Origin of the sequence: Roseateles sp. YR242, from assembly GCF_900109745.1 — a bacterium.
Lineage (GTDB): Bacteria > Pseudomonadota > Gammaproteobacteria > Burkholderiales > Burkholderiaceae_C > Roseateles.
On record NZ_FOAV01000001.1, the window covers coordinates 517,421 to 536,019 of the forward strand.

The window sequence follows — 18,599 nt, forward strand, 5'->3', positions numbered from 1 at the left end:
TCTCACTTGTCCCGCAGTTCGACGCGACGGTTGAGAGCCCACGCCTGTTCGTTGTGGCCGGTAGCCGCGGGACGTTCCTTGCCGAAGCTCACAGCCTCGACCTGGCCCGAGGACACGCCCAGCAGGGTGAGCGACTTGGCCACGGCTTCAGCACGCTTCTGACCCAGGGACAGGTTGTACTCGCTGCCACCGCGTTCGTCGGTGTGGCCTTCCAGGCTCAGGGCCAGGGCCTTCTTGTTGTTCAGGCGCTTGGCGTGCGTTTCGATCAAGGTGCGGTTGTCGTCTTTGACCACGAAGCTGTCGAAGTCGAAATACACCACGCGCTTGTCGGACACGGCAGCGTCGAGCTGGGCGCCCAGGTCAACGGTGGCGACCGGAGGACGTTCGACGGGAGCCGGAGCGGCCGGAGCGGGCGCCTGGGTGACGGGCTGCGCGGTTTCCACCGGCGGCTTTTCTTCCAGCTTGGTCGAGCTGCAAGCAGCCAAGGCAGCTGCAGCCACCAGGCTCAGCATCAGTTTTTCGATTTTCATGAGTAAGCGCTCCTATTGATCAAGGGCAAGCGAGTGTCGGCTGGACGCCGAAAAAGCCGGCAAACGCCGGAAAAAGGTGAATTGTGAAGCAATCGTCGGCTTCCCTGTGACACCCAGGCGCGTCATGTCCACCCATCCCCGCGGTGGTAGATTCGCCTTTCGCACAGGCATGAGCCGGCACGATGGCAGCGGGAGCAAATGGCATGCCCGGGGTGAGGCCGGGTGCGGGAGAGCCGAGGCGGCGCACTGGGAAAATCTCAGTTTCCGAACGGGCCCCAGGCGGGCTCGCGGATGTCCGCCACGGTCGGTGTGGCCAGCTTGGCTTTCACCTTGCCGTCCAGCGTCGTGGTCATGAGGACATCCCGGCCGCCGGCTCGCGTGGCGTAAACGATGAGCTTGCCGTTGGGCGCAAAACTGGGGCTTTCATCATCCGAGGTCTCGGTGATCTGCTGCACCTGGCCCGTGCCGATGTCCATCACGCACAGCTTGAAACTGCCGCCACCCACGCGGGTGATGAAGGCCAGGGTGCGGCCATCCGGGCTGATGCTCGGGCTGATGTTGTAGTTGCCATTGAAGGTGATGCGTTCCGCGCTACCGCCACCCGCGGGCATGCGATAGATCTGGGGCGCACCGCCACGGTCGCTGACGAAATAGATGGACGCGCCGTCCGGCGAGAACACCGGTTCCGTGTCGATCGACGGGCTCTGCGTCAGGCGGCGCACACCGTCCCCATTGCGGTTGATCAGATAGAGCTGCGAGCCCCCTTCGCGGGACAGCGTCAGGGCCAGTTGCTGGCCATTGGGCGAGAACGCGGGCGCGCTGTTGCTGCCACGGAAGTCGGCAATCTTGCGGCGGCGCCCGGTGCGCAGGTCCTGGATCCACACCACGGCCTTGCGGGTCTCGAACGAGACATAGGCCAGCTCCTGGCCATCCGGCGACCAGGCCGGCGAGATGATGGGTTCCGGGCTGGCCAGCACGGTCTGCTCGCCCTCACCGTCTGCATCTGACACCCGCAGCGAGTAGCGGGGACCGATCTTGTTCACATAGACCAGGCGGGTGGCAAACACACCGCGGTCGCCCGTGAGCTTCTGGTAGATGGCGTCGGCGATCTTGTGGGCAGCCAGGCGCAGGTCGGACGACACCACCGGCAGGCTTTCACTGGCCAGGTCCTGGCCCTTGACCACATCCCACAGGCGGTAGCGCACATCGAAGCGGCCATCGGCCAGGCGGGTGGCCGAACCGGCCACCAGCGCATCGGCGGCGCGGGCGCGCCAGTCGACGAACTGGGGGGCGCTGGTTTCAGCCATGCCGGGCTGGCCGGGCACAAGGCTGAACTGGCCACTACGCTCCAGGTCGGCACGGATGATGGCGCCCAGCATCTGGCCGGTGACCGATTCATCCTTGAAATCGTTGATCGCGATGGGCAGCCGGCTGGCGCCGACTCCGGCGATCTCCACACGGAATTGGGACCAGGCAGGCGACCAGGCCGGCAGTGCGAGACCGGCAGCGGCGCTGCCCAGCAGCGCGCGGCGTGTCAATGTCGTCGAAGGCAGGGCTGTTGTCTTGTTGATCATGGCTTGCGCGATGAAAGAATTCCGGATTGTGCACGAGCCGCACGCGACGTTTCACGCGCGGGCTTCGCAAGAGGCTACGAATTGTCGAGGTTCAACCGCAAGGTCTGCGGTGCCGACTAGTCATCTTTGATGGGTGCATGCAAGGTCTGGGGGTTGTAATGAGCTACCTCGGTTAAAGCGAGTCATTTCAGCGCCAATCAGGGGCTGCCGAGAATGCGGGCATCTCTTCCAAAGCGCCCAGCCGGGCGCTCCGGTTTCACCATGCCTGCACAGGGTTCCCTCATGAGTCGCGTGTTGCGCTGCATCGTGCTCAATGACTTGCTCGATATCTTCAGTGGCTGGTTTCGCGTCAGGTCGCACGCCGTCATCCGCCAGCTGTTGGGCTGGCAGCTCGCCCGGTTCGGCCGGCTCGCCCCCTTCGCCGATTTAACGCTCGGCAACAGCTGCAGGACCACAAGCCGGCTCGTGTTGCTGACGCTCTGCGCACCACGTTGGCTTTGGGCCATGGCAAACGCCCTGCCCGGCCTGGCCGGAACATCCATGACTCGCCCTCTGACGCTGTGCAGGTTCAGCGGGCTCGTCGCACTGACCCTGGCGTGCGTGCTGGCGGCCCCCCATGCGGCTTGGAGCGCACCGCCCCCGATCACGCTGGTCACGCCCTTCGTGGAAGGCAGTGGCCCGGACCACGTCGCCCGCACCGTTGCGCGCCACTGGGCGCGGCTGGCCGGGGAGCCGGTGCAGGTGATCAACATGCCGGAAAACCAAGGGCGCACGGCAGCGCGCTGGGTGGCCCACGACGCCACGGATGAGCGCCTGATGCTGCTGACCAGCGCCCGCATGCTGGACGCCGGCCCGCTGGCGCCGCGAGGCCAGCGTCTGCGGGCGCCCCTGTCCCCGCCGATCCCGCTGGATCAGTTCCAGCTCGTCATCCGCGTGGGTGAGCTGCCCTTCATGACCGTTCTGCCCAAGGGATTGCTGCCGGGCGCCTTGCATGCGCGATTGCCGCTACGCGATGTGGTTGGGAATGGCAACGGCAAGGGCAACGGCAACGGCAACGCCGATGACAACAGCCATGGCGATACGCATACGCAGGTCATGGCCGTGCAGCGCCGGCTGGATGAGCAGTCGGCCCATCCGGCCGACCCGGTGGGTCGGCCCCAGCCTGCCGAGACCTGGACCCAGGGGCCACTGGCGTGGCTGCCCGAACCGCCACCGCGGGCATCCGTGTTCCCGCCCCTGTTCAACCGTCCGGACGAGTTCCCCAGGACCGACTGGAACGGGTTGCTGGTGTCCGCCCGCATGGACCGCGCGACGGTGGCGCACCTGAGAAGCGTCTTCGAGACCATCCTGGCCCTGCCGGAAGTGCGATGGGCCGTAGCCCAGGCGGGGACCGACCTCTGGGAGGAGATCCCTCCAGATGAACCTGTGGAGACCGAGCCCTTGCAGCGCTGAGCGGATGCGGGCCGTGGCCCCCCCTACATCAGCACGATGTCGTAATGCTCGGTCTGGTTGGCCGGCTCGGCCGTCAGCGAGATCGGCTTGCCGATGAAATCCGACAAGCCCGCCAGATGCTGGCTTTCCTCGTCCAGCAGCATCTCCACCACGTTGGCCGCGGCCACCACCCGGAACTCACGCGGATTGAACTGTCGGGACTCCCGCAAGATCTCCCGCATGATCTCGTAGCAGATGCTGCGGGCGGTCTTCACCTGCCCGCGCGCATCGCAGGTCGGGCAGGATTCACACAGCATGCGTGACAGCGACTCCCGCGTGCGCTTGCGGGTGAGTTCCACCAGGCCCAGTTGCGTGAAACCGCCCACGGTCACCTTGGTGCGGTCCCGGCTGAGCTGCTTGCGGAACTCCTGCAGCACCGCCGTCTTGTGCTCTTCGCGGGTCATGTCAATGAAATCGACAATGATGATGCCGCCCAGGTTGCGCAGGCGCAGCTGACGTCCGATGGCGCCGGCCGCCTCCAGGTTGGTCTTGAAGATGGTGTCGTCGAAGTTGCGCGCACCGACAAAACCGCCGGTATTCACATCGATGGTGGTCATCGCCTCGGTCTGGTCGATGATCAGGTAGCCGCCGGACTTCAAATCCACACGCCGGGCCAGCGCCCGAGCCACCTCGGCGTCGATGTTGTGCAGATCGAAGATCGGCCGCTCACCGCGATAGAGGTCGAGCTTGGCGGTCGCCGCCGGCATGTAGGTCTCGCCAAAACCGCGCAGCACCTCGTACTGCAGCTTGGAATCGATGCGGATGGAATTGGTGCGCTCGGTGGCCAGGTCCCTCAGCACTCGCTCCACCAGGCTCAGGTCCTGGAACAGCAAGGTGCCCGGGGGCTGCCGCAGGCTCTTGTCGCGGATGGAGTCCCAGGTCTTGCGCAGGTAGGCGATGTCGGCAGACAGCTCGTCATCACTCGCTTCTTCGGCATTGGTCCGCAGGATGAAGCCACCGGTGTTGCCGTCCTGCACCCCCACCGACACCAACGCCTGCATGCGCGTGCGCAAGGCGTCGCGCGCTTCCGGCGAGCCGATCTTCTGGGAGATACCGATGTGGTTGTCCTGCGGCAGGTGCACCAGCAGCCGCCCGGCAATCGAGATCTGGGTGGACAACCGCGCGCCTTTGGTGCCGATCGGGTCCTTGATGACCTGCACCGTCAGTGCCTGGCCCTCGTACACCAGCCGCTCGATGGGCACCGGCTGCGAGCCATCGCCATGATGGCCGCGCGGGGTGGCGCCGTTGAGATGCAGATCGGCCACGTGCAGGAAAGCGGCCCGCTCCAGGCCGATGTCGATGAACGCAGACTGCATGCCGGGCAACACCCGGGCCACCTTGCCCAGGTAGACGTTGCCCACGAGGCCTCGCTCGAGCGTGCGCTCGATGTGCAGTTCCTGCACCGCCCCGTTCTCGACCACCGCCACCCGTGTCTCCTGCGGGGACCAGTTGATCAGGATATCTTCCATATTGTTGTGCTCCAGCGCTCCCGTCAGCCTCGGGGCTGACGGCAACACTCCAGACGGCCGCAGTGCGGCCCCAGCTTACAAGACCCAGCCCGCCGCCTTCAGCAGACCTGCCGTTTCAAACAAGGGCAGGCCCATGATGCCCGAATAACTGCCGCTGATGTGGCTGATCCAGGCGGCGGCCTGACTTTGTATCGCATAGGCGCCGGCCTTGCCCATCGGCTCCCCCGCCGCCACATAGGCCTGCAGACGAATTTCCGACACCGGGTCGAAACGCACCGTGGAAATGCTGAGAGCCGCCAGGGAGCGGCCATCCGGCAGGCCCAGGGCCACGGCGGTCAGTACCCGGTGCTCGCGGCCGCTGAGCCGGCGCAGCATGGCCAGCGCATGGTGGGCATCGTCCGGTTTGCCCAGGATGTCGCCGTCCAGCGTGACGGTAGTGTCGGCGCACAGCACCGGCGCTGGGGGCAGTTGCCGGCGGGTCAGGCGCACCATCGCCGCCTCCAGCTTGGCGGCAGTCACCCGTTGCACATAATCGTCAGGCGTTTCGCCGGCCAGCACGGCTTCCAGTGCCTCGGCGTCCTCATCGGCACCGGGCAGCAGGAGTTCATGCGCCACGCCGATCTGGTCCAGCAACTGGCGCCGACGCGGGCTTTGGGAAGCAAGATAAAGCACGGACATCAACAAGCGGGTGGGTGGGCGATCATCCGCAGGAGTCATCCGCGGGGGGCATTCTCAGGTGTCATTCGCAGGTGTCATTCGCGATGATAAGGATGACCTTCCATGACCGACCAGGCCCGGTAAAGCCCTTCGGCCAGCAGCACCCGCACGAACGCATGGGGCAGCGTGAGGTCGGACAGGCGCAGCATCTCGTCGGCCGTGGCTTTCAGTGTCGGATCCAGGCCATCGGGCCCGCCGATGAAGATGGCCAGGTCGCGGCCATCGCCGCGCCAGGTCTCCATCCGCTGGGCCAGCTGCTTGGAGGTCACACGGTCACCGCGCTCATCCAGGATCACCCGCCGGGCCCCTTTGGGGCAGGCGGTTTCCAGCCGTTGTGCCTCGGCCGCCATCAGCTGCTCGGTGCTTTTGCCGGTGGTCCGGGGCTCAGCCTTGACGGCCTTCAGCTCCAGACGCATCTCGGGCGGGAAGCGCTTGGCGAAATCTTCATACGCCTCGTCCGCCCAGGCCGGCATCTTCTGGCCGACCGCGCACAACACCAGCCGCACGGTCTCAGGCCTTGGGCTTGGACTTGGTGCCGGACGTCACCGTGGTCTTGCGGGCGGCCGGCTTCTTGACGGCAGACTTCGCGGCCGGCTTGGCTGCCGACTTGGCTGCGGGCCTGGCTGCACCCGTCTTGACGGCTGCCGCCTTCTTGGCTGCCGGCTTCTTCACACCGACCTTGATGGTTTGTGCGATCACTTCCTTGGGTGAGGAGCGGCCAGCCGTCTTGCGCGCGGCGGGCTTGGCGGCCGTACCGGTGGCCGAGGTCCTGGTGCCCGCAGGCTTGGTGGCGGCCGTCTTGGTGACCGCTTTGGTCACCGCGCTGGTGACCTTCTTGGCGGGCGCCTTGCCGGCAGGCTTTGCTGCGGACTTGGCAGCCGTCTTTGCTGCGGTCTTCACGCCCGCCTTCTCAGCCGCCTTCTCGCCCGTCTTGGCGGCCTCCGACTTGCCCCCCGCAGCCCGGCTCGGCGCCTTCTTGGCAGGCGCGGCGGCTTCGCTGCCCTTTGCAGGTTTCGCCGCCTTCTTCGCCACCGACTTCTTGGCCGGCACGTCGTCCTCGTCGTCCTCGTCGTCCTCGTCCATGGGCTCGGAAGCCTTCACCAGGCGCGTGCCACCGTCACCCAGCTTCAGCTTCACCGGCTTGCCACCCCAGAGTTCCTCCAGGTGGTAGTACTGGCGGATGGCCGGCTGCATCACGTGCACGACGGCGGCGCCGCAGTCCACGATGATCCATTCGCCGTTGTCTTCGCCCTCGGTGCGCATGACATGCATGCCACGCTTCTTGACCGTCTCCCGCACGCTGGAAGCCAGCGCCTTGGTCTGGCGGTTGCTCGTGCCGGACGCGATGATCACGCGCTCGAACAAGGGCGACAGGCGTTCGGTGTCCAGCACCAGGATGTCCTGGGCCTTCACATCTTCCAGACCATCGACGATGGCACGTTGCAGTTTCTTGATGTCCATTCAGTGCTCACTGTAGAGACGGTGCAGGTCAATATAACCTGCAACCTTTTCGCCCACCATGGGCCTCACGTCCCCGCCCTCGGCCGCCTTTCGGCGCACCTCGGTGGATGACCATTCGAGTGCCGGCATCAACAGCCGGGCCAGCCGATGCGGCCGTTCCAGCAGCGCCGCCGGCGCCCTCACCTCGTCGGACGCGCGGGCGGCCACGGCCAGCCCCACACGTCCAATCAGGTCTTCCCACCCTTTCCAGGTGGGCAGACCCGCCAATTGATCCTGCCCCAGGATCAGCCAGAGCTGATCCCCGGGGTGCTGCTCCTGCCAGGCCGTGACCGAGTCCAGCGTGTAGCTGGGCCCGCCACGACGAAGCTCACTGTCATCCAGCACGAAGCGCGCTTCGCCCTCGATCATCAGCTGCACCATCGCCGCGCGGTGCACCGCCGGCGCCAGCGGCCGGCCCGCCTTCTGCCACGGCTGCCCAGCCACCACCCAACGCACCTCATCCAGCCCGAGCTGGTCGAGCGCGGCCTGGGCCAGCACCCGATGCGCCCGGTGCACCGGATCGAAGGAGCCCCCGAACCAGCCAACCTGGCGGGCCGGATGAGGGCCGCCCGTCAGCGCGCCCGCCAGGTCGCCCGGTTGGCCACCCGGCTGACCGCCCCGCTGACCGTTGATGCTCAGAACCACAGGTGCGTCGCTTCCTCGTCCGCCCAGTCACGCGGACGCAGGAAGTCGGTGTAGAGACGCTCCTCCGGGGAGCCGGCTTCCGGATGCCAGTCGTACCGCCAATGCGCCACCGGTGGCATGGACATCAGGATGGACTCCGTCCGCCCGCCCGATTGCAGCCCGAACAAGGTGCCGCGGTCGAAGACCAGGTTGAACTCCACATACCGCCCGCGCCGATAGGCCTGGAAATCCCGCTCCCGCTCGCCGTACGCCAGCCCGTGCCGCCGTTCAACGATGGTGCGGTAGGCCGGCACAAAGGCGTCTCCCACGGACTGCATCATCCCGAAGGCGGCGTCAAAACCGCCCTCGGCGTAATCGTCGAAGAAGATGCCCCCGATGCCGCGCGGCTCGTTGCGGTGCTTCAAGTAGAAATACTCGTCGCACCACGCCTTGAAACGTGGGTACAGGGCCTCGCCGTGCGGCTCCAGCGCCGCCCGGCAGGTCCGGTGAAAGTGCTGGGCATCACGCTCGAAACCATAGTAAGGGGTGAGATCCATGCCGCCGCCAAACCACACCACGGCCGGCGCTTGGGCTGGCAGTGCCGCGAACATCCGCACATTCATGTGGACGGTTGGCACAAACGGATTATGCGGGTGCAGCACCAGCGAGACCCCCATGGCCTCGAACGGGGCACCCGCCAGTTCAGGCCGGTGGGCCGTCGCGGACGGCGGCAACACCCGCCCCTGCACATGCGAGAAATTCACCCCGCCGCGCTCGAACAGCCCGCCATTCTCGATCAAACGGACGACGCCGTCACCTTCGAGCCGGCCGCCGGGTTCACGTTGCCAGGCGTCCTGCAGAAAAGACTGCCCGTCCAGTTCCTCCAGCGAGGACACGATTCGCTGCTGCAAGCCCAGCAGGTAGTCGCGTACCAACTGACTGTTCATCGATTCACCTTTCATCAGGACGACCGAAACGCCAAAGACGCCGCCCGGCCCCACGGGTGGCCGACGGTGTCTTTGGCGTCTCGATCGCTTAGTCGTTCAGGCTGGATTATCAGCGCTTGAGGCGAATCGGTGCGGCCTGGTCCGGATGCTTGCCCTGGCGCCCCTTCAGCACCTCGGCAAACATCGCGAAATCCCGGTCCGGATCACCACTGAGCTCAATGAACTCAGTGAAGACAACGGTCTTGGTCGCGTAGTCGAAAGCGGCCACCGCCACCGGCACCTGGGCCTGCACCGCCACCCAGTACGCGCCGGATTTCCAGCCGTCGACATAGGCACGGGTGCCTTCCGGCGCCACGATGAGCCAGAACTGCTCGCCACGCTCCCGCGCCTGTTTCATCTGCTGCACCGTGTCGCCCACCAGTCCACTGGCGGCCGCCCGGTTCACCGGCACGCCGCCGACGGCACGCATCCAGTGGCCAAACACCGGCAACTTGAACAGGCTGTCCTTGGCCCAGAACTTGAGCTTGAAGCCCATGTTCCACTTGGAGAACAGGCCAATGGGGAAGTCCCAGTTGGAGGTGTGCGGGTACACCATCACCACCCCTTGCAGGGCCGGCACGGCAAACCCCTCCACCTTCCAGCCGAACAGCCCCATCAACCAGCGCGCCAGCCGGCTCCCCTTGGGGAACGGGATCATCGGGCCGGTCCAGCGCCGAGGCAGGACGGGGTTGGTTATCCCGACCGACGATGGCGAGGCGGGTGGGGAGGTCGGCGACGAACATGCCGAAGCATTCGCAGGCACCGCCGCCTTCTTCTGGATACGCTCTGGGGTCAAGATAGGGCTCAACGGGATCAAGGGAACAGCAGATCAGAGGAATAAATGATCTGCCGCCCTGGCCGGTTCAGCAATACGAATACCGCAACGAAACCGGCAACAAGTACCGCAATCACGGTCGGAATTCAGCGCTTGACCGCCCTGTAACCGATGTCCTGCCGGAACTGCTTGCCCTCGAACTGGATGGAGGTCATGGCCTGGTAGGCCCGCTGCTGGGCATGGCGCACGGCCTCGCCCAGGGCGGTCACGCACAGCACGCGCCCCCCATTCGTCACCAGCGTGCCATCGTCTAGCTGGGTGGTGCCGGCGTGGAAGACCATGGCGTCTTCCGCATCCTCCGGCAGCCCGGTGATGGCATCACCCTTGCGAGGCGAGAGCGGATACCCGCCCGCCGCCATCACCACGCCCAGGGCGGCGCGGCGGTCCCATTGCAGATCGGCCTGGTCCAGCGTGCCATCCGTGGCGTGCATCAGCACCTCGAAGAGGTCGCTCTTGAGCCGCATCATGATGGGCTGGGTCTCGGGGTCGCCCATGCGGGTGTTGAATTCCACCGTGCGGGGCTGGCCCTGGGCGTCGATCATCAGGCCGGCATACAGGAAGCCGGTGAAGGGGATGCCGTCCCGGGCCATGCCCTGGATGGTCGGCGTGATGATTTCGTGCATGACCTTGGCATGCACATTGGGCGTCACCACCGGTGCCGGCGAATAGGCGCCCATGCCCCCGGTATTCGGGCCTTGGTCACCATCCTGCAGCCGCTTGTGGTCCTGGCTGGTGGCCAGGGGCAGCACGTTCCGCCCATCGCACAACACGATGAAGCTGGCTTCTTCGCCTTCGAGGAACTGCTCGATGACGACGCGCGCGCCGCCCTCGTTGTGCACCACGCCCAGCTTGTTGTCGGCCAGGATCCAGTCGATGGCCTGGTGGGCCTCTTCCAGCGTCATGGCCACCACCACGCCCTTGCCGGCCGCCAGGCCGTCGGCCTTGATGACGATCGGGGCGCCCTGCGCGTCCACGTAGGCATGGGCCTGCGCAGCGTCGGTGAAGGTGTCGTAAGCGGCGGTGGGGATGCCATGGCGCTTCATGAAGTCCTTGGCAAAGGCCTTGGACGACTCCAGCTGTGCGGCGGCCCGGGTGGGGCCGAAGATGCGCAACCCACGGGCGCGAAACTCGTCCACCACGCCAGCGGCCAGGAAGGCCTCGGGGCCCACCACGGTCAGCGCGATCTTCTGCTCTTGTGCAAAGTCCGCCAGGGCCTTCACGTCGGTGATCGGGACATTCTTCAGACGGGAATCCCGTGCCGTGCCGCCGTTGCCCGGCGCCACGAACACCTGGCTGACGCGTTCTCCCTGCGCCAGCCGCCAGGCCAGCGCATGTTCGCGCCCGCCATTACCCAGAACCAGGACCTTCATTGGTATTCCTTCGCGCCGAGGCGCTTATTGATCCAGGTTGGCGTTGTGAAAGACTTCCTGGGCGTCGTCCAGGTCTTCGATCACGTCCAGCAGCTTCTGCATCCGGGCGGCGTCTTCGCCGGCCAGGTCGATGGTGTTCTCGGCGCGCATGGTGACTTCGGCCGCGTCGGCCTTCAGCCCGGCCGCTTCCAGCGCGGCGCGCACGCTTTCAAAGTCGCCGGGGGCGGTCAGCACCTCGATCGCGCCGTCGTCATCCACCACCACGTCTTCCGCGCCGGCTTCCAGCGCCACTTCCATGACCTTGTCCTCGGACGTGCCGGGGGCAAAGATCAGCTGGCCGACATGCTTGAACTGGAAGGCCACCGAGCCTTCAGTGCCCAGGTTGCCGCCGTACTTGGAAAAGGCGTGGCGCACTTCCGCCACGGTACGGACGCGGTTGTCCGTCATGCAGTCCACGATGATGGCCGCGCCGCCAATGCCGTAGCCCTCGTAGCGGATTTCCTCGTAGGTCACGCCGTCGAGGTTGCCGGTGGCCTTGTCGACGTTGCGTTTGATGTTGTCCGCCGGCATGTTGGCCGCCTTGGCCTTTTCGATCGCCAGCCGCAGCCGCGGGTTCATGGCGATGTCCCCGCCACCCGCACGGGCCGACACGATGATTTCACGCGTGAGACGGGTCCAGACCTTGCCCCGCTTTTCGTCCTGACGGCCCTTGCGGTGCTGGATATTGGCCCACTTCGAATGCCCTGCCATGTGACTGGTTCTCCTGTGTCGCCGCCCCGGGAAAAACTCCGGGCCGGCGCTGTTGATGCTTCGTTAGACTGTGATTTTAGCTTTTGCCTCTGGAGATCCCATGGCCGACCCGATCCTGCTGGCACGGCAAGGAGATATCGAGTGTCTGCTGCTGCCCGCGTTGGCCAACCGGCATGGCCTGATCACCGGCGCCACGGGCACCGGCAAGACCATCAGCCTGCAGAAGCTGGCGGAAGCATTGTCCCAACTTGGCGTGCCGGTTTTCATGGCGGATGTCAAAGGCGACCTGACCGGCATTTCCCAGCCCGGCCACGCCTCGGCCAAGCTGCTGGCAGTACTCAAGGAGCGCGGCATCGAGCCGCCAGCCCCGCTGGCCTGCCCCACCACCTTGTGGGATGTCTTTGGCGAGCAGGGCCATCCGGTGCGCGCCACGGTCTCGGACATGGGCCCGCTGCTGTTCTCCCGCATGCTGGCCCTGAACGACACGCAGGCGGGCGTGCTGCAGATGGTCTTCAAGATCGCGGACGACCACGGGCTGGCGCTGCTGGACCTCAAGGACCTGCGCGCCATGCTCCAGCACGTGGGCGACAACGCCAGCGCATTCACCACCCAGTACGGCAATGTGTCAGCCGCCAGCGTGGGCGCCATCCAGCGCGGGCTGCTGCAGATCGAGGCTCAGGGTGGGGACAAGTTCTTCGGCGAACCCATGCTGGACATCACCGACTTCATGCAGACGGTGGACGGCAAAGGGGTGATCAACATCCTGGCGGCCGACAAGCTGATGGCAGCCCCCCGCCTGTACGCCACCTTCCTGCTGTGGATGCTCTCGGAGCTGTTCGAGACCTTGCCCGAGGTGGGGGACCTGGACCAGCCCAAGCTGGTGTTCTTCTTCGACGAGGCCCACCTGCTGTTCAAGGACGCCCCAGCCGCGCTGGTGGAGCGCATCGAGCTGGTGGTGCGCCTGGTGCGCTCCAAGGGCGTAGGGGTGTACTTCGTCACCCAGAACCCGCTGGACATCCCGGACACCGTCCTGGGGCAGCTCGGCAACCGGGTGCAGCACGCCCTGCGGGCCTTCACCCCGCGCGATCAGAAAGCGGTCAAGGCGGCAGCGGAGACCATGCGGCCCAAGGCCGGGCTGGACATCGCCATGGCCATCACCGAGTTGGGCGTGGGGGAGGCCCTGGTCAGCCTGCTGGACGACAAGGGCCGGCCCTGCGTGACCGAGCGCGTCTTTGTGCTGCCGCCGGGCAGCCAGATCGGCCCGATCACGCCGGGGCAGCGTCAGACGCTGATCGCCCAGTCGCTGGTGGCGGGTGTTTATGAGAAGCAGGTGGACCGGGCGTCCGCTTATGAAAAACTCACCGGCCGGGCGGCCGCCAGTGCCGAGGCGGCGGACCGGGAACCAAACACCGCCCCGCGCGACCCCGCTGCCGGCGGCCGCACGATGGCGGAGGAAGCGGAAGACGCCTTCCGTCCTGGCGCCCGGCCCGCGGCCAGGGCGCCCACGACCGCCGACGCGCCGCAGGAGGCCGGTGGCGGCATGCTGGACGGTCTGAAGGATGTACTGTTCGGCAGCACCGGTCCGCGGGGCGGCCGGCGCGAGGGCCTGGCGGAGGCGGCCGCCAAGTCGGCATTGAGGTCCATAGGCTCGTCGGTGGGCCGGGAACTGGTCCGTGGCGTGCTGGGCAGCCTGCTGGGCGGCAAGTCCGGGCGCTCCCGGCGTTGAGCGCCGCCACACGCGGGAAAACCCTCATCCATGAGGGGGCCGGCCCGGCCGGTCTCGCCGAGCGGGCGGGGCGAACCGGAAAGCACCAGGGCACTGCAGTTCGCGCTCCGCCTTCCACCGTTCGCGCCACCGCCTGGTCACTGGCGGCGTCTGCGTGCACTTCGTCGCGCCACCGTGGCGGCTCACGCCGGGTTTCTTCAAAGTCCAGTCATCGCATCCACCGCGATGCCACTGACCCAACCCAAGGAGCCCTCCATGCACACGCCCAGCCTGCTCGACATCGTGACCCAAATCCTCTCCCACGTTCCCCTGTACGTCTGGGGCATCCTGGCCTTCCTGCTGGTCATGGGCCGCAAGCAGAGCCGCACCAACGTGATGACCCGCAAGCGCCTGCTGGTGCTGCCGCTGGTCTGGGTGGTCTTCGGCGCCTGGGGCGTCCAGCAAGGCTTTGGCCAGACCGGCACTGCCAACGCGGCCATGGTGGCCTGGGGTCTGGGCCTGGCGGCCAGCGTCGGCGTGATGCTGGTCAGCGGCTGGCCCGGCCGGGCCCGTTACCAACCGGCCACTGGCGACTTCCTGGTGCCTGGCAGCTGGCTGCCGCTGGCGATGATGCTGAGCATCTTTGTGGCCAAGTTCGCGGTCGGCATGACCTTGGGCATCCAGCCGGCCCTGTCGCACAGCCTGGTCTTTGCCATCGGCGCCAGCCTCAGCTTCGGCCTGTTCAGCGGTTTCTTCCTCGGCCGCAGCATCAACATCCTGCGCCGTGGGCTGGCCTCGGCCAGCACGGCAGCGGTCGCGGCCTGACCGTCCGGCAGCGGGCAGGGCTGTACTCTCTGTACGCCCTGTACGCCCTGCACGCCGCCTTGCACGCCTCGATCGCCACGCCTCTCCCCTACGCATTGCACGCTCTGTACCCCGACGCGCCATGACGCTTTCCCCCACCACCGCCTCCACCACGCCTGCGCAGGCCCCTGCATGGCCCCGCCCCGCCCAGGCCGCCCGGTGGCTGGGCCGGCAGTTGCTGATCCTCATGGTCGTGGCGGTCGGGCTCTCCCTGCTGCTGGTCAGCACCTTTGGCAGCTCCTGGACGCCCACGCTGATCTACAGCTTCTTGATCTCGCTGGGCTGCGCCACCTTCATCCAGGTCTTTCGCGTGTCCGCCGGCTGGGGCCGCTGGAAGCTCTACCAGCGCATGGGCTGGCCGGTGCAGGAGCCCTTCTACTGGCCAGGCTGGCCACTGATGGTGATCTGCCTGGTCTGCGGCACGATGCTGGGCTACGGCGGCGGGGCCTGGGTCGGCAACCTCATCACCGGCCTGCACTTCAAGGGCCCGTTTGACGCCCCCGGGCGTGCGCTGCTGGGCATCCTGGGCTTTTCGCTGCTGCCCGGCATTGCGCTGACCTTCATCTTCCTGTGGCGCGGCAAGGCCGCGGCGGCCGAGGCCCGGGCCGAAACGCTGCGCCGCCAGGCGGCCGAGACCCAGTTGCGGCTGCTGGAATCCCAGCTCGAGCCCCACATGCTGTTCAACACGCTGGCCAACCTGCGGGTGCTGATCGGCATGGACACCGCCCGCGCCCAGGCCATGCTGGACCACCTCATTGCCTTCCTGCGGGCCACGCTGGCCGGCTCCCAGGCCGAGCGCCATGCCCTGCGCGATGAGTTCGCCCGCCTGGCCGACTACCTGGCGCTGATGCAGGTGCGCATGGGGCAACGGCTGCGCTTTGAATTCGAATTGCCGGCTGAGGCGGCGGAGCTCCTGGTGCCGCCGTTGCTGCTGCAGCCGCTGGTGGAAAACGCCATCAAGCACGGTCTGGAGCCACACGTGGCGGGCGGCCTGCTGCGGGTGCGAGCCACGCTCTCCGCAACAGATGGCCTGCGGCTGAGCGTGGAGGACAACGGCGTGGGTTACGCCCCGGCCGCCACCCCTGCGCCTGGCAGCGGCTTCGGTACCCGGCAGATCCGCGAACGGCTGGCCGTGGTGTACGGGGCCGAGGCCACCCTGCAGGTCCAGGCCCGCCCCGAGGGCGGTACCCTGGCCACCATCCACATTCCCCACCCCGCCCTGTCCCACTGAGCCCCCGAGGACCGCATGCCCACCGCCCTGATTGCCGAAGACGAAGAACTGCTGGCCCACCATCTGCGCCAGGAACTCACCACCCTCTGGCCGGACCTGCAGGTCGTCGCCATGGCCCCACACGGCCAGGCCGCCGTAGACCTGGCCCTGCAGCATCTGCCACAGGTCTGCTTCTTCGACATCCGCATGCCGGGCATGACCGGGCTGGAGGCGGCCGCACTTCTGGCAGACGAATGGCCGGATGGTCCGGACGATCCGCCCTTCCCGTTGCTGGTGTTTGTGACGGCCTACGACCAATATGCCCTGCAGGCCTTCGACCGGGCGGCCGTGGACTATGTGCTCAAGCCGGTGCAGCGCGAACGGCTGGCGCAGACCGTGAGCCGCCTGCAGGCCGGACTGGCGAGCCGGGCGGCGCAAGGTGCCGCGCCAGGCGTGGGCGGTGCGTTCCTGCCTGGGGCTGGCAGTACGCCAGGCGGTAGCGGCCCCGTTGATGGCCTCGTTCATGGCCCCGTGGATGGCGGCGCCCTGGCGGCGGGTTTGCGGGCAGTGCGGCATGCCCCGCTGGAAGCGGCGCTGGACCAATTGCGGTCCCTGCTGCTGGCCGGCGGGCCGGCGCGGGACTTTTCCGGCGCACCGGCCGCCCCGGGGGGGCTGCTGCGCCATCTGCAGGTGGGCGTGGGCCAGAGCATCGTGATGCTGCCGGTGGATCAAATCGTCTTCCTGGAAGCGGCCGACAAATACGTCCGTGTCCTCACGGCTGACCAGGAGTACCTGGTGCGGGCCTCCCTGCGCGAGTTGCTGCCGCAACTGGACCCGGAGCGCTTCTGGCAGGTGCACCGGGGTCATGTCGTGCAGGTGGACGCCATTGAGCGGGCGTTGCGGGACGAGGCGGGCCGGCTGTCCATCAAGTTGCGCAGCCGTCCGGAGCGGCTGGCGGTGAGCCGCATGTTCGCCCATCGGTTCAAGGCCCTCTGAAGCATTCCGGGGCTGACCGATAGGCGACGCGTAGAATCGCTCGCCTCTTTCGCATGTGATTCATTCATGTCCGCCAGCACCGACAAGACCCCGAGCGCCGCCCCTGAACAGGACGGCGCGGCTGTCAAGCCCAGCAACTTCCTGCGCGCCATCATCGAACGCGACCTGGAACAGGGCTTCCAGCCGGCGCGCCACTTCGCCGGCACGCCGGGGGACGCCGCGCACCAGGCGGCCGGCCCGCTGGACCCTGCCCGCATCCGCACCCGGTTCCCGCCCGAGCCCAACGGCTACCTGCACATTGGCCACGCCAAGAGCATCTGCCTGAACTTCGGCCTGGCGCGTGACTACGGCGGCGTCTGCCACCTTCGCTTCGACGACACCAACCCGGAGAAGGAAGAGCAGGAATACGTGGACGCCATCAAGGAGATGGTGGCCTGGCTGGGTTGGTCCTGGGACACCCCGGCCGCCGCCGCTGCCAGCATCCCGTCCACCAGCCACCTGTTCTACGCCAGCAACTACTTCGACTTCATGTACCGCGCCGCCGAGTACCTGGTGTCGCAGGGCCTGGCCTATGTGGACGAGCAGACCCCGGAAGAGATGCGTGCCAACCGGGGTGACTTCGGCACCAAGGGCACCAACAGCCCGTTCCGGGACCGCACGCCGGAGCAGCATCTGGCGCGCTTGCGCGAGATGCGTGACGGCAAGCATCCGGACGGCTCCATGGTGTTGCGCGCCAAGATCGACATGGCGTCGCCCAACATCAACCTGCGCGACCCGACCCTCTACCGTGTCCGTCGCGCCACCCACCACAACACCGGTGACCAGTGGTGCATCTACCCGATGTACACCTACGCGCATCCCATCGAGGACGCGCTCGAGTGCATCACCCACAGTTTCTGCACGCTGGAATTCGAAGACCAGCGCCCGTTCTATGACTGGCTGGTGGAGCACCTGGCGGCCGGTGGCCTGCTCGCCCGCCCCCTGCCTCACCAGTACGAGTTTGGCCGCCTCAACCTGAGTTACGTGGTCACCTCCAAGCGCAAACTGCGCCAATTGGTGGAAGAAGGCCATGTGGCCGGCTGGGACGACCCCCGCATGCCGACCCTGGTGGGCATGCGCCGCCGTGGCTACACGCCAGAGTCCATCCGTGCCATGGTCGAGAGCACGGGCGCCTCCAAGACCAACAGCTGGATCGACTACGCCGTGCTGGATGGCTATCTGCGCGCCGACCTGGAAGGCAAGGCCGCACGCGCCATGGCCGTGGTGGACCCGGTCAAGCTCAAGCTGCAGAACTACGCCGACATCTTTGGTTCCCTGGAACACCGCGAGGCCTGCAGTGCCCCGGCCCATCCGCATGTGCCGGAACTGGGTCAGCGCGCCTTCAGCCTGAGCCCGGAACTCTGGATCGAGCGCGAAGACTTCATGGAGGCGCCCACCAAGGGCTACCACCGCCTCTTCCCGGGCAACAAGGCGCGCCTGAAGTACGGCTACATCATCGAGTGCGTGGGCTGCGAAAAGAACGCGCAGGACGAGATCACCGCCGTGCTGGCCAACATCGTGCCGGACACCAAGAGTGGCACCCCCGGCGCGGATGCGGTCAAGGTCAAGGGCGTGATCACCTGGGTGAGCGTGCACGAAGGCATTCCGGCGGAACTGCGCCTGTATGACCGCCTGTTCACCGAGGCGCAGCCCGATCTGGGTGACCGCAACTTCCTGGAATTCATCAACCCCAACGCCAAGCGCGTGGTCCAGGGCTACCTGGAGCCGTCGCTCGCAGGGGCACAGGCGGATCAGAAGTTCCAGTTTGAGCGGCATGGCTACTTTGTGGCAGACCGTGTGGACCATCGCACCAATGCGCCGGTCTTCAACAAGATCACCGGCCTGCGGGACAGCTTCGGCAAATAATCGCAGCTGAAGCCCACACGGTGGCAGAGCCACCGACACCCAGAAGGGGCGTCTACATGACGCCCCTTTTTCA

The 18,599-nt window shown here is 66.8% G+C and carries 17 protein-coding genes; 6 read left to right on the top strand and 11 right to left on the bottom strand.

The features are described 5' to 3' along the window. Window positions 1–2: 2 nt before the first annotated feature. Both pal and tolB read right to left on the bottom strand, forming a co-directional pair. Window positions 3–530, bottom strand: coding sequence for a peptidoglycan-associated lipoprotein Pal (gene pal / locus BMY53_RS02250; RefSeq protein ID WP_092943168.1), 528 nt, complete (start codon window positions 528–530; stop codon window positions 3–5). Between the two features lie 257 nt (window positions 531–787). After that, the gene (tolB, locus tag BMY53_RS02255; RefSeq protein WP_092943170.1) at window positions 788–2,104 is read right to left on the bottom strand and encodes a Tol-Pal system beta propeller repeat protein TolB; all 1,317 of its coding nucleotides are present in this window, start codon (window positions 2,102–2,104) and stop codon (window positions 788–790) included. Window positions 2,105–2,644: 540 nt separating this feature from the next. Between tolB and BMY53_RS02260 the strand changes: the two genes are divergently transcribed. Beyond that, a complete protein-coding gene (locus BMY53_RS02260) occupies window positions 2,645–3,556 on the top strand; it encodes a type 2 periplasmic-binding domain-containing protein (RefSeq protein WP_143073881.1) in 912 nt (303 codons plus the stop codon). Between the two features lie 23 nt (window positions 3,557–3,579). Here BMY53_RS02260 and rng read toward each other — a convergent pair whose 3' ends face one another. From rng to BMY53_RS02305, 9 genes are all read right to left on the bottom strand, one after another. Beyond that, entirely contained in the window at window positions 3,580–5,064 is a 1,485-nt protein-coding gene (gene rng / locus BMY53_RS02265) for a ribonuclease G (RefSeq protein WP_092943174.1), read from the bottom strand. Between the two features lie 75 nt (window positions 5,065–5,139). Then, window positions 5,140–5,742, bottom strand: a complete 603-nt coding sequence (locus BMY53_RS02270) for a Maf family protein (protein ID WP_404947849.1) — start codon at window positions 5,740–5,742, stop codon at window positions 5,140–5,142. A 74-nt stretch (window positions 5,743–5,816) separates the two neighbouring features. Further along, the gene (gene rlmH / locus BMY53_RS02275) at window positions 5,817–6,287 is read right to left on the bottom strand and encodes a 23S rRNA (pseudouridine(1915)-N(3))-methyltransferase RlmH (protein WP_092943178.1); all 471 of its coding nucleotides are present in this window, start codon (window positions 6,285–6,287) and stop codon (window positions 5,817–5,819) included. A gap of 4 nt (window positions 6,288–6,291) precedes the next feature. After that, complete coding sequence (gene rsfS / locus BMY53_RS02280) at window positions 6,292–7,242, bottom strand: ribosome silencing factor (protein ID WP_092943180.1); 951 nt, start codon at window positions 7,240–7,242, stop codon at window positions 6,292–6,294. Beyond that, on the bottom strand, window positions 7,243–7,926 hold the full coding sequence (gene nadD, locus BMY53_RS02285; RefSeq protein WP_255369993.1) for a nicotinate (nicotinamide) nucleotide adenylyltransferase: 684 nt from the start codon (window positions 7,924–7,926) through the stop codon (window positions 7,243–7,245). Beyond that, window positions 7,917–8,852, bottom strand: a complete 936-nt coding sequence (gene hemF, locus BMY53_RS02290; protein WP_092943182.1) for an oxygen-dependent coproporphyrinogen oxidase — start codon at window positions 8,850–8,852, stop codon at window positions 7,917–7,919. The genes nadD and hemF overlap by 10 nt, the downstream gene beginning before the upstream one ends. A gap of 109 nt (window positions 8,853–8,961) precedes the next feature. Beyond that, on the bottom strand, window positions 8,962–9,549 hold the full coding sequence (locus BMY53_RS02295) for a 1-acyl-sn-glycerol-3-phosphate acyltransferase (RefSeq protein ID WP_092943184.1): 588 nt from the start codon (window positions 9,547–9,549) through the stop codon (window positions 8,962–8,964). Window positions 9,550–9,812: 263 nt separating this feature from the next. Next, window positions 9,813–11,096 (bottom strand): phosphoribosylamine--glycine ligase, encoded by a 1,284-nt coding sequence (gene purD, locus BMY53_RS02300; protein WP_092943186.1) that lies wholly within the window; start codon window positions 11,094–11,096, stop codon window positions 9,813–9,815. Window positions 11,097–11,120: 24 nt separating this feature from the next. Continuing rightward, window positions 11,121–11,846, bottom strand: a complete 726-nt coding sequence (locus BMY53_RS02305; RefSeq protein ID WP_092943188.1) for a YebC/PmpR family DNA-binding transcriptional regulator — start codon at window positions 11,844–11,846, stop codon at window positions 11,121–11,123. Between the two features lie 100 nt (window positions 11,847–11,946). Between BMY53_RS02305 and BMY53_RS02310 the strand changes: the two genes are divergently transcribed. The 5 genes from BMY53_RS02310 (at window position 11,947) to BMY53_RS02330 (ending at window position 18,526) form a co-directional block, all read left to right on the top strand. Then, on the top strand, window positions 11,947–13,572 hold the full coding sequence (locus tag BMY53_RS02310) for a helicase HerA-like domain-containing protein (RefSeq protein WP_092943190.1): 1,626 nt from the start codon (window positions 11,947–11,949) through the stop codon (window positions 13,570–13,572). Between the two features lie 255 nt (window positions 13,573–13,827). Next, window positions 13,828–14,376, top strand: a complete 549-nt coding sequence (locus BMY53_RS02315; protein WP_143073882.1) for a DUF6622 family protein — start codon at window positions 13,828–13,830, stop codon at window positions 14,374–14,376. Between the two features lie 121 nt (window positions 14,377–14,497). Continuing rightward, complete coding sequence (locus tag BMY53_RS02320; RefSeq protein ID WP_255369994.1) at window positions 14,498–15,646, top strand: sensor histidine kinase; 1,149 nt, start codon at window positions 14,498–14,500, stop codon at window positions 15,644–15,646. Window positions 15,647–15,661: 15 nt separating this feature from the next. After that, the gene (locus tag BMY53_RS02325; protein ID WP_092943194.1) at window positions 15,662–16,621 is read left to right on the top strand and encodes a LytR/AlgR family response regulator transcription factor; all 960 of its coding nucleotides are present in this window, start codon (window positions 15,662–15,664) and stop codon (window positions 16,619–16,621) included. 66 nt (window positions 16,622–16,687) lie between these two features. After that, on the top strand, window positions 16,688–18,526 hold the full coding sequence (locus BMY53_RS02330; protein ID WP_092943196.1) for a glutamine--tRNA ligase/YqeY domain fusion protein: 1,839 nt from the start codon (window positions 16,688–16,690) through the stop codon (window positions 18,524–18,526). Window positions 18,527–18,599: the final 73 nt, after the last annotated feature.

Excerpts from the sequence above, each read along its gene's own strand:
- BMY53_RS02260 (WP_143073881.1), top strand. The coding sequence starts at position 2,645 with ATGACTCGCCCTCTGACGCTGTGCAGGTTCAGCGGGCTCGTCGCACTG.
- BMY53_RS02270 (WP_404947849.1), bottom strand. The coding sequence starts at position 5,742 with ATGTCCGTGCTTTATCTTGCTTCCCAAAGCCCGCGTCGGCGCCAGTTG.
- rsfS (WP_092943180.1), bottom strand. The coding sequence starts at position 7,242 with ATGGACATCAAGAAACTGCAACGTGCCATCGTCGATGGTCTGGAAGAT.
- purD (WP_092943186.1), bottom strand. The coding sequence starts at position 11,096 with ATGAAGGTCCTGGTTCTGGGTAATGGCGGGCGCGAACATGCGCTGGCC.
- rng (WP_092943174.1), bottom strand. The coding sequence starts at position 5,064 with ATGGAAGATATCCTGATCAACTGGTCCCCGCAGGAGACACGGGTGGCG.
- BMY53_RS02325 (WP_092943194.1), top strand. The coding sequence starts at position 15,662 with ATGCCCACCGCCCTGATTGCCGAAGACGAAGAACTGCTGGCCCACCAT.
- tolB (WP_092943170.1), bottom strand. The coding sequence starts at position 2,104 with ATGATCAACAAGACAACAGCCCTGCCTTCGACGACATTGACACGCCGC.
- BMY53_RS02320 (WP_255369994.1), top strand. The coding sequence starts at position 14,498 with ATGACGCTTTCCCCCACCACCGCCTCCACCACGCCTGCGCAGGCCCCT.
- BMY53_RS02330 (WP_092943196.1), top strand. The coding sequence starts at position 16,688 with ATGTCCGCCAGCACCGACAAGACCCCGAGCGCCGCCCCTGAACAGGAC.
- pal (WP_092943168.1), bottom strand. The coding sequence starts at position 530 with ATGAAAATCGAAAAACTGATGCTGAGCCTGGTGGCTGCAGCTGCCTTG.
- BMY53_RS02310 (WP_092943190.1), top strand. The coding sequence starts at position 11,947 with ATGGCCGACCCGATCCTGCTGGCACGGCAAGGAGATATCGAGTGTCTG.
- BMY53_RS02305 (WP_092943188.1), bottom strand. The coding sequence starts at position 11,846 with ATGGCAGGGCATTCGAAGTGGGCCAATATCCAGCACCGCAAGGGCCGT.
- BMY53_RS02315 (WP_143073882.1), top strand. The coding sequence starts at position 13,828 with ATGCACACGCCCAGCCTGCTCGACATCGTGACCCAAATCCTCTCCCAC.
- BMY53_RS02295 (WP_092943184.1), bottom strand. The coding sequence starts at position 9,549 with ATGATCCCGTTCCCCAAGGGGAGCCGGCTGGCGCGCTGGTTGATGGGG.
- hemF (WP_092943182.1), bottom strand. The coding sequence starts at position 8,852 with ATGAACAGTCAGTTGGTACGCGACTACCTGCTGGGCTTGCAGCAGCGA.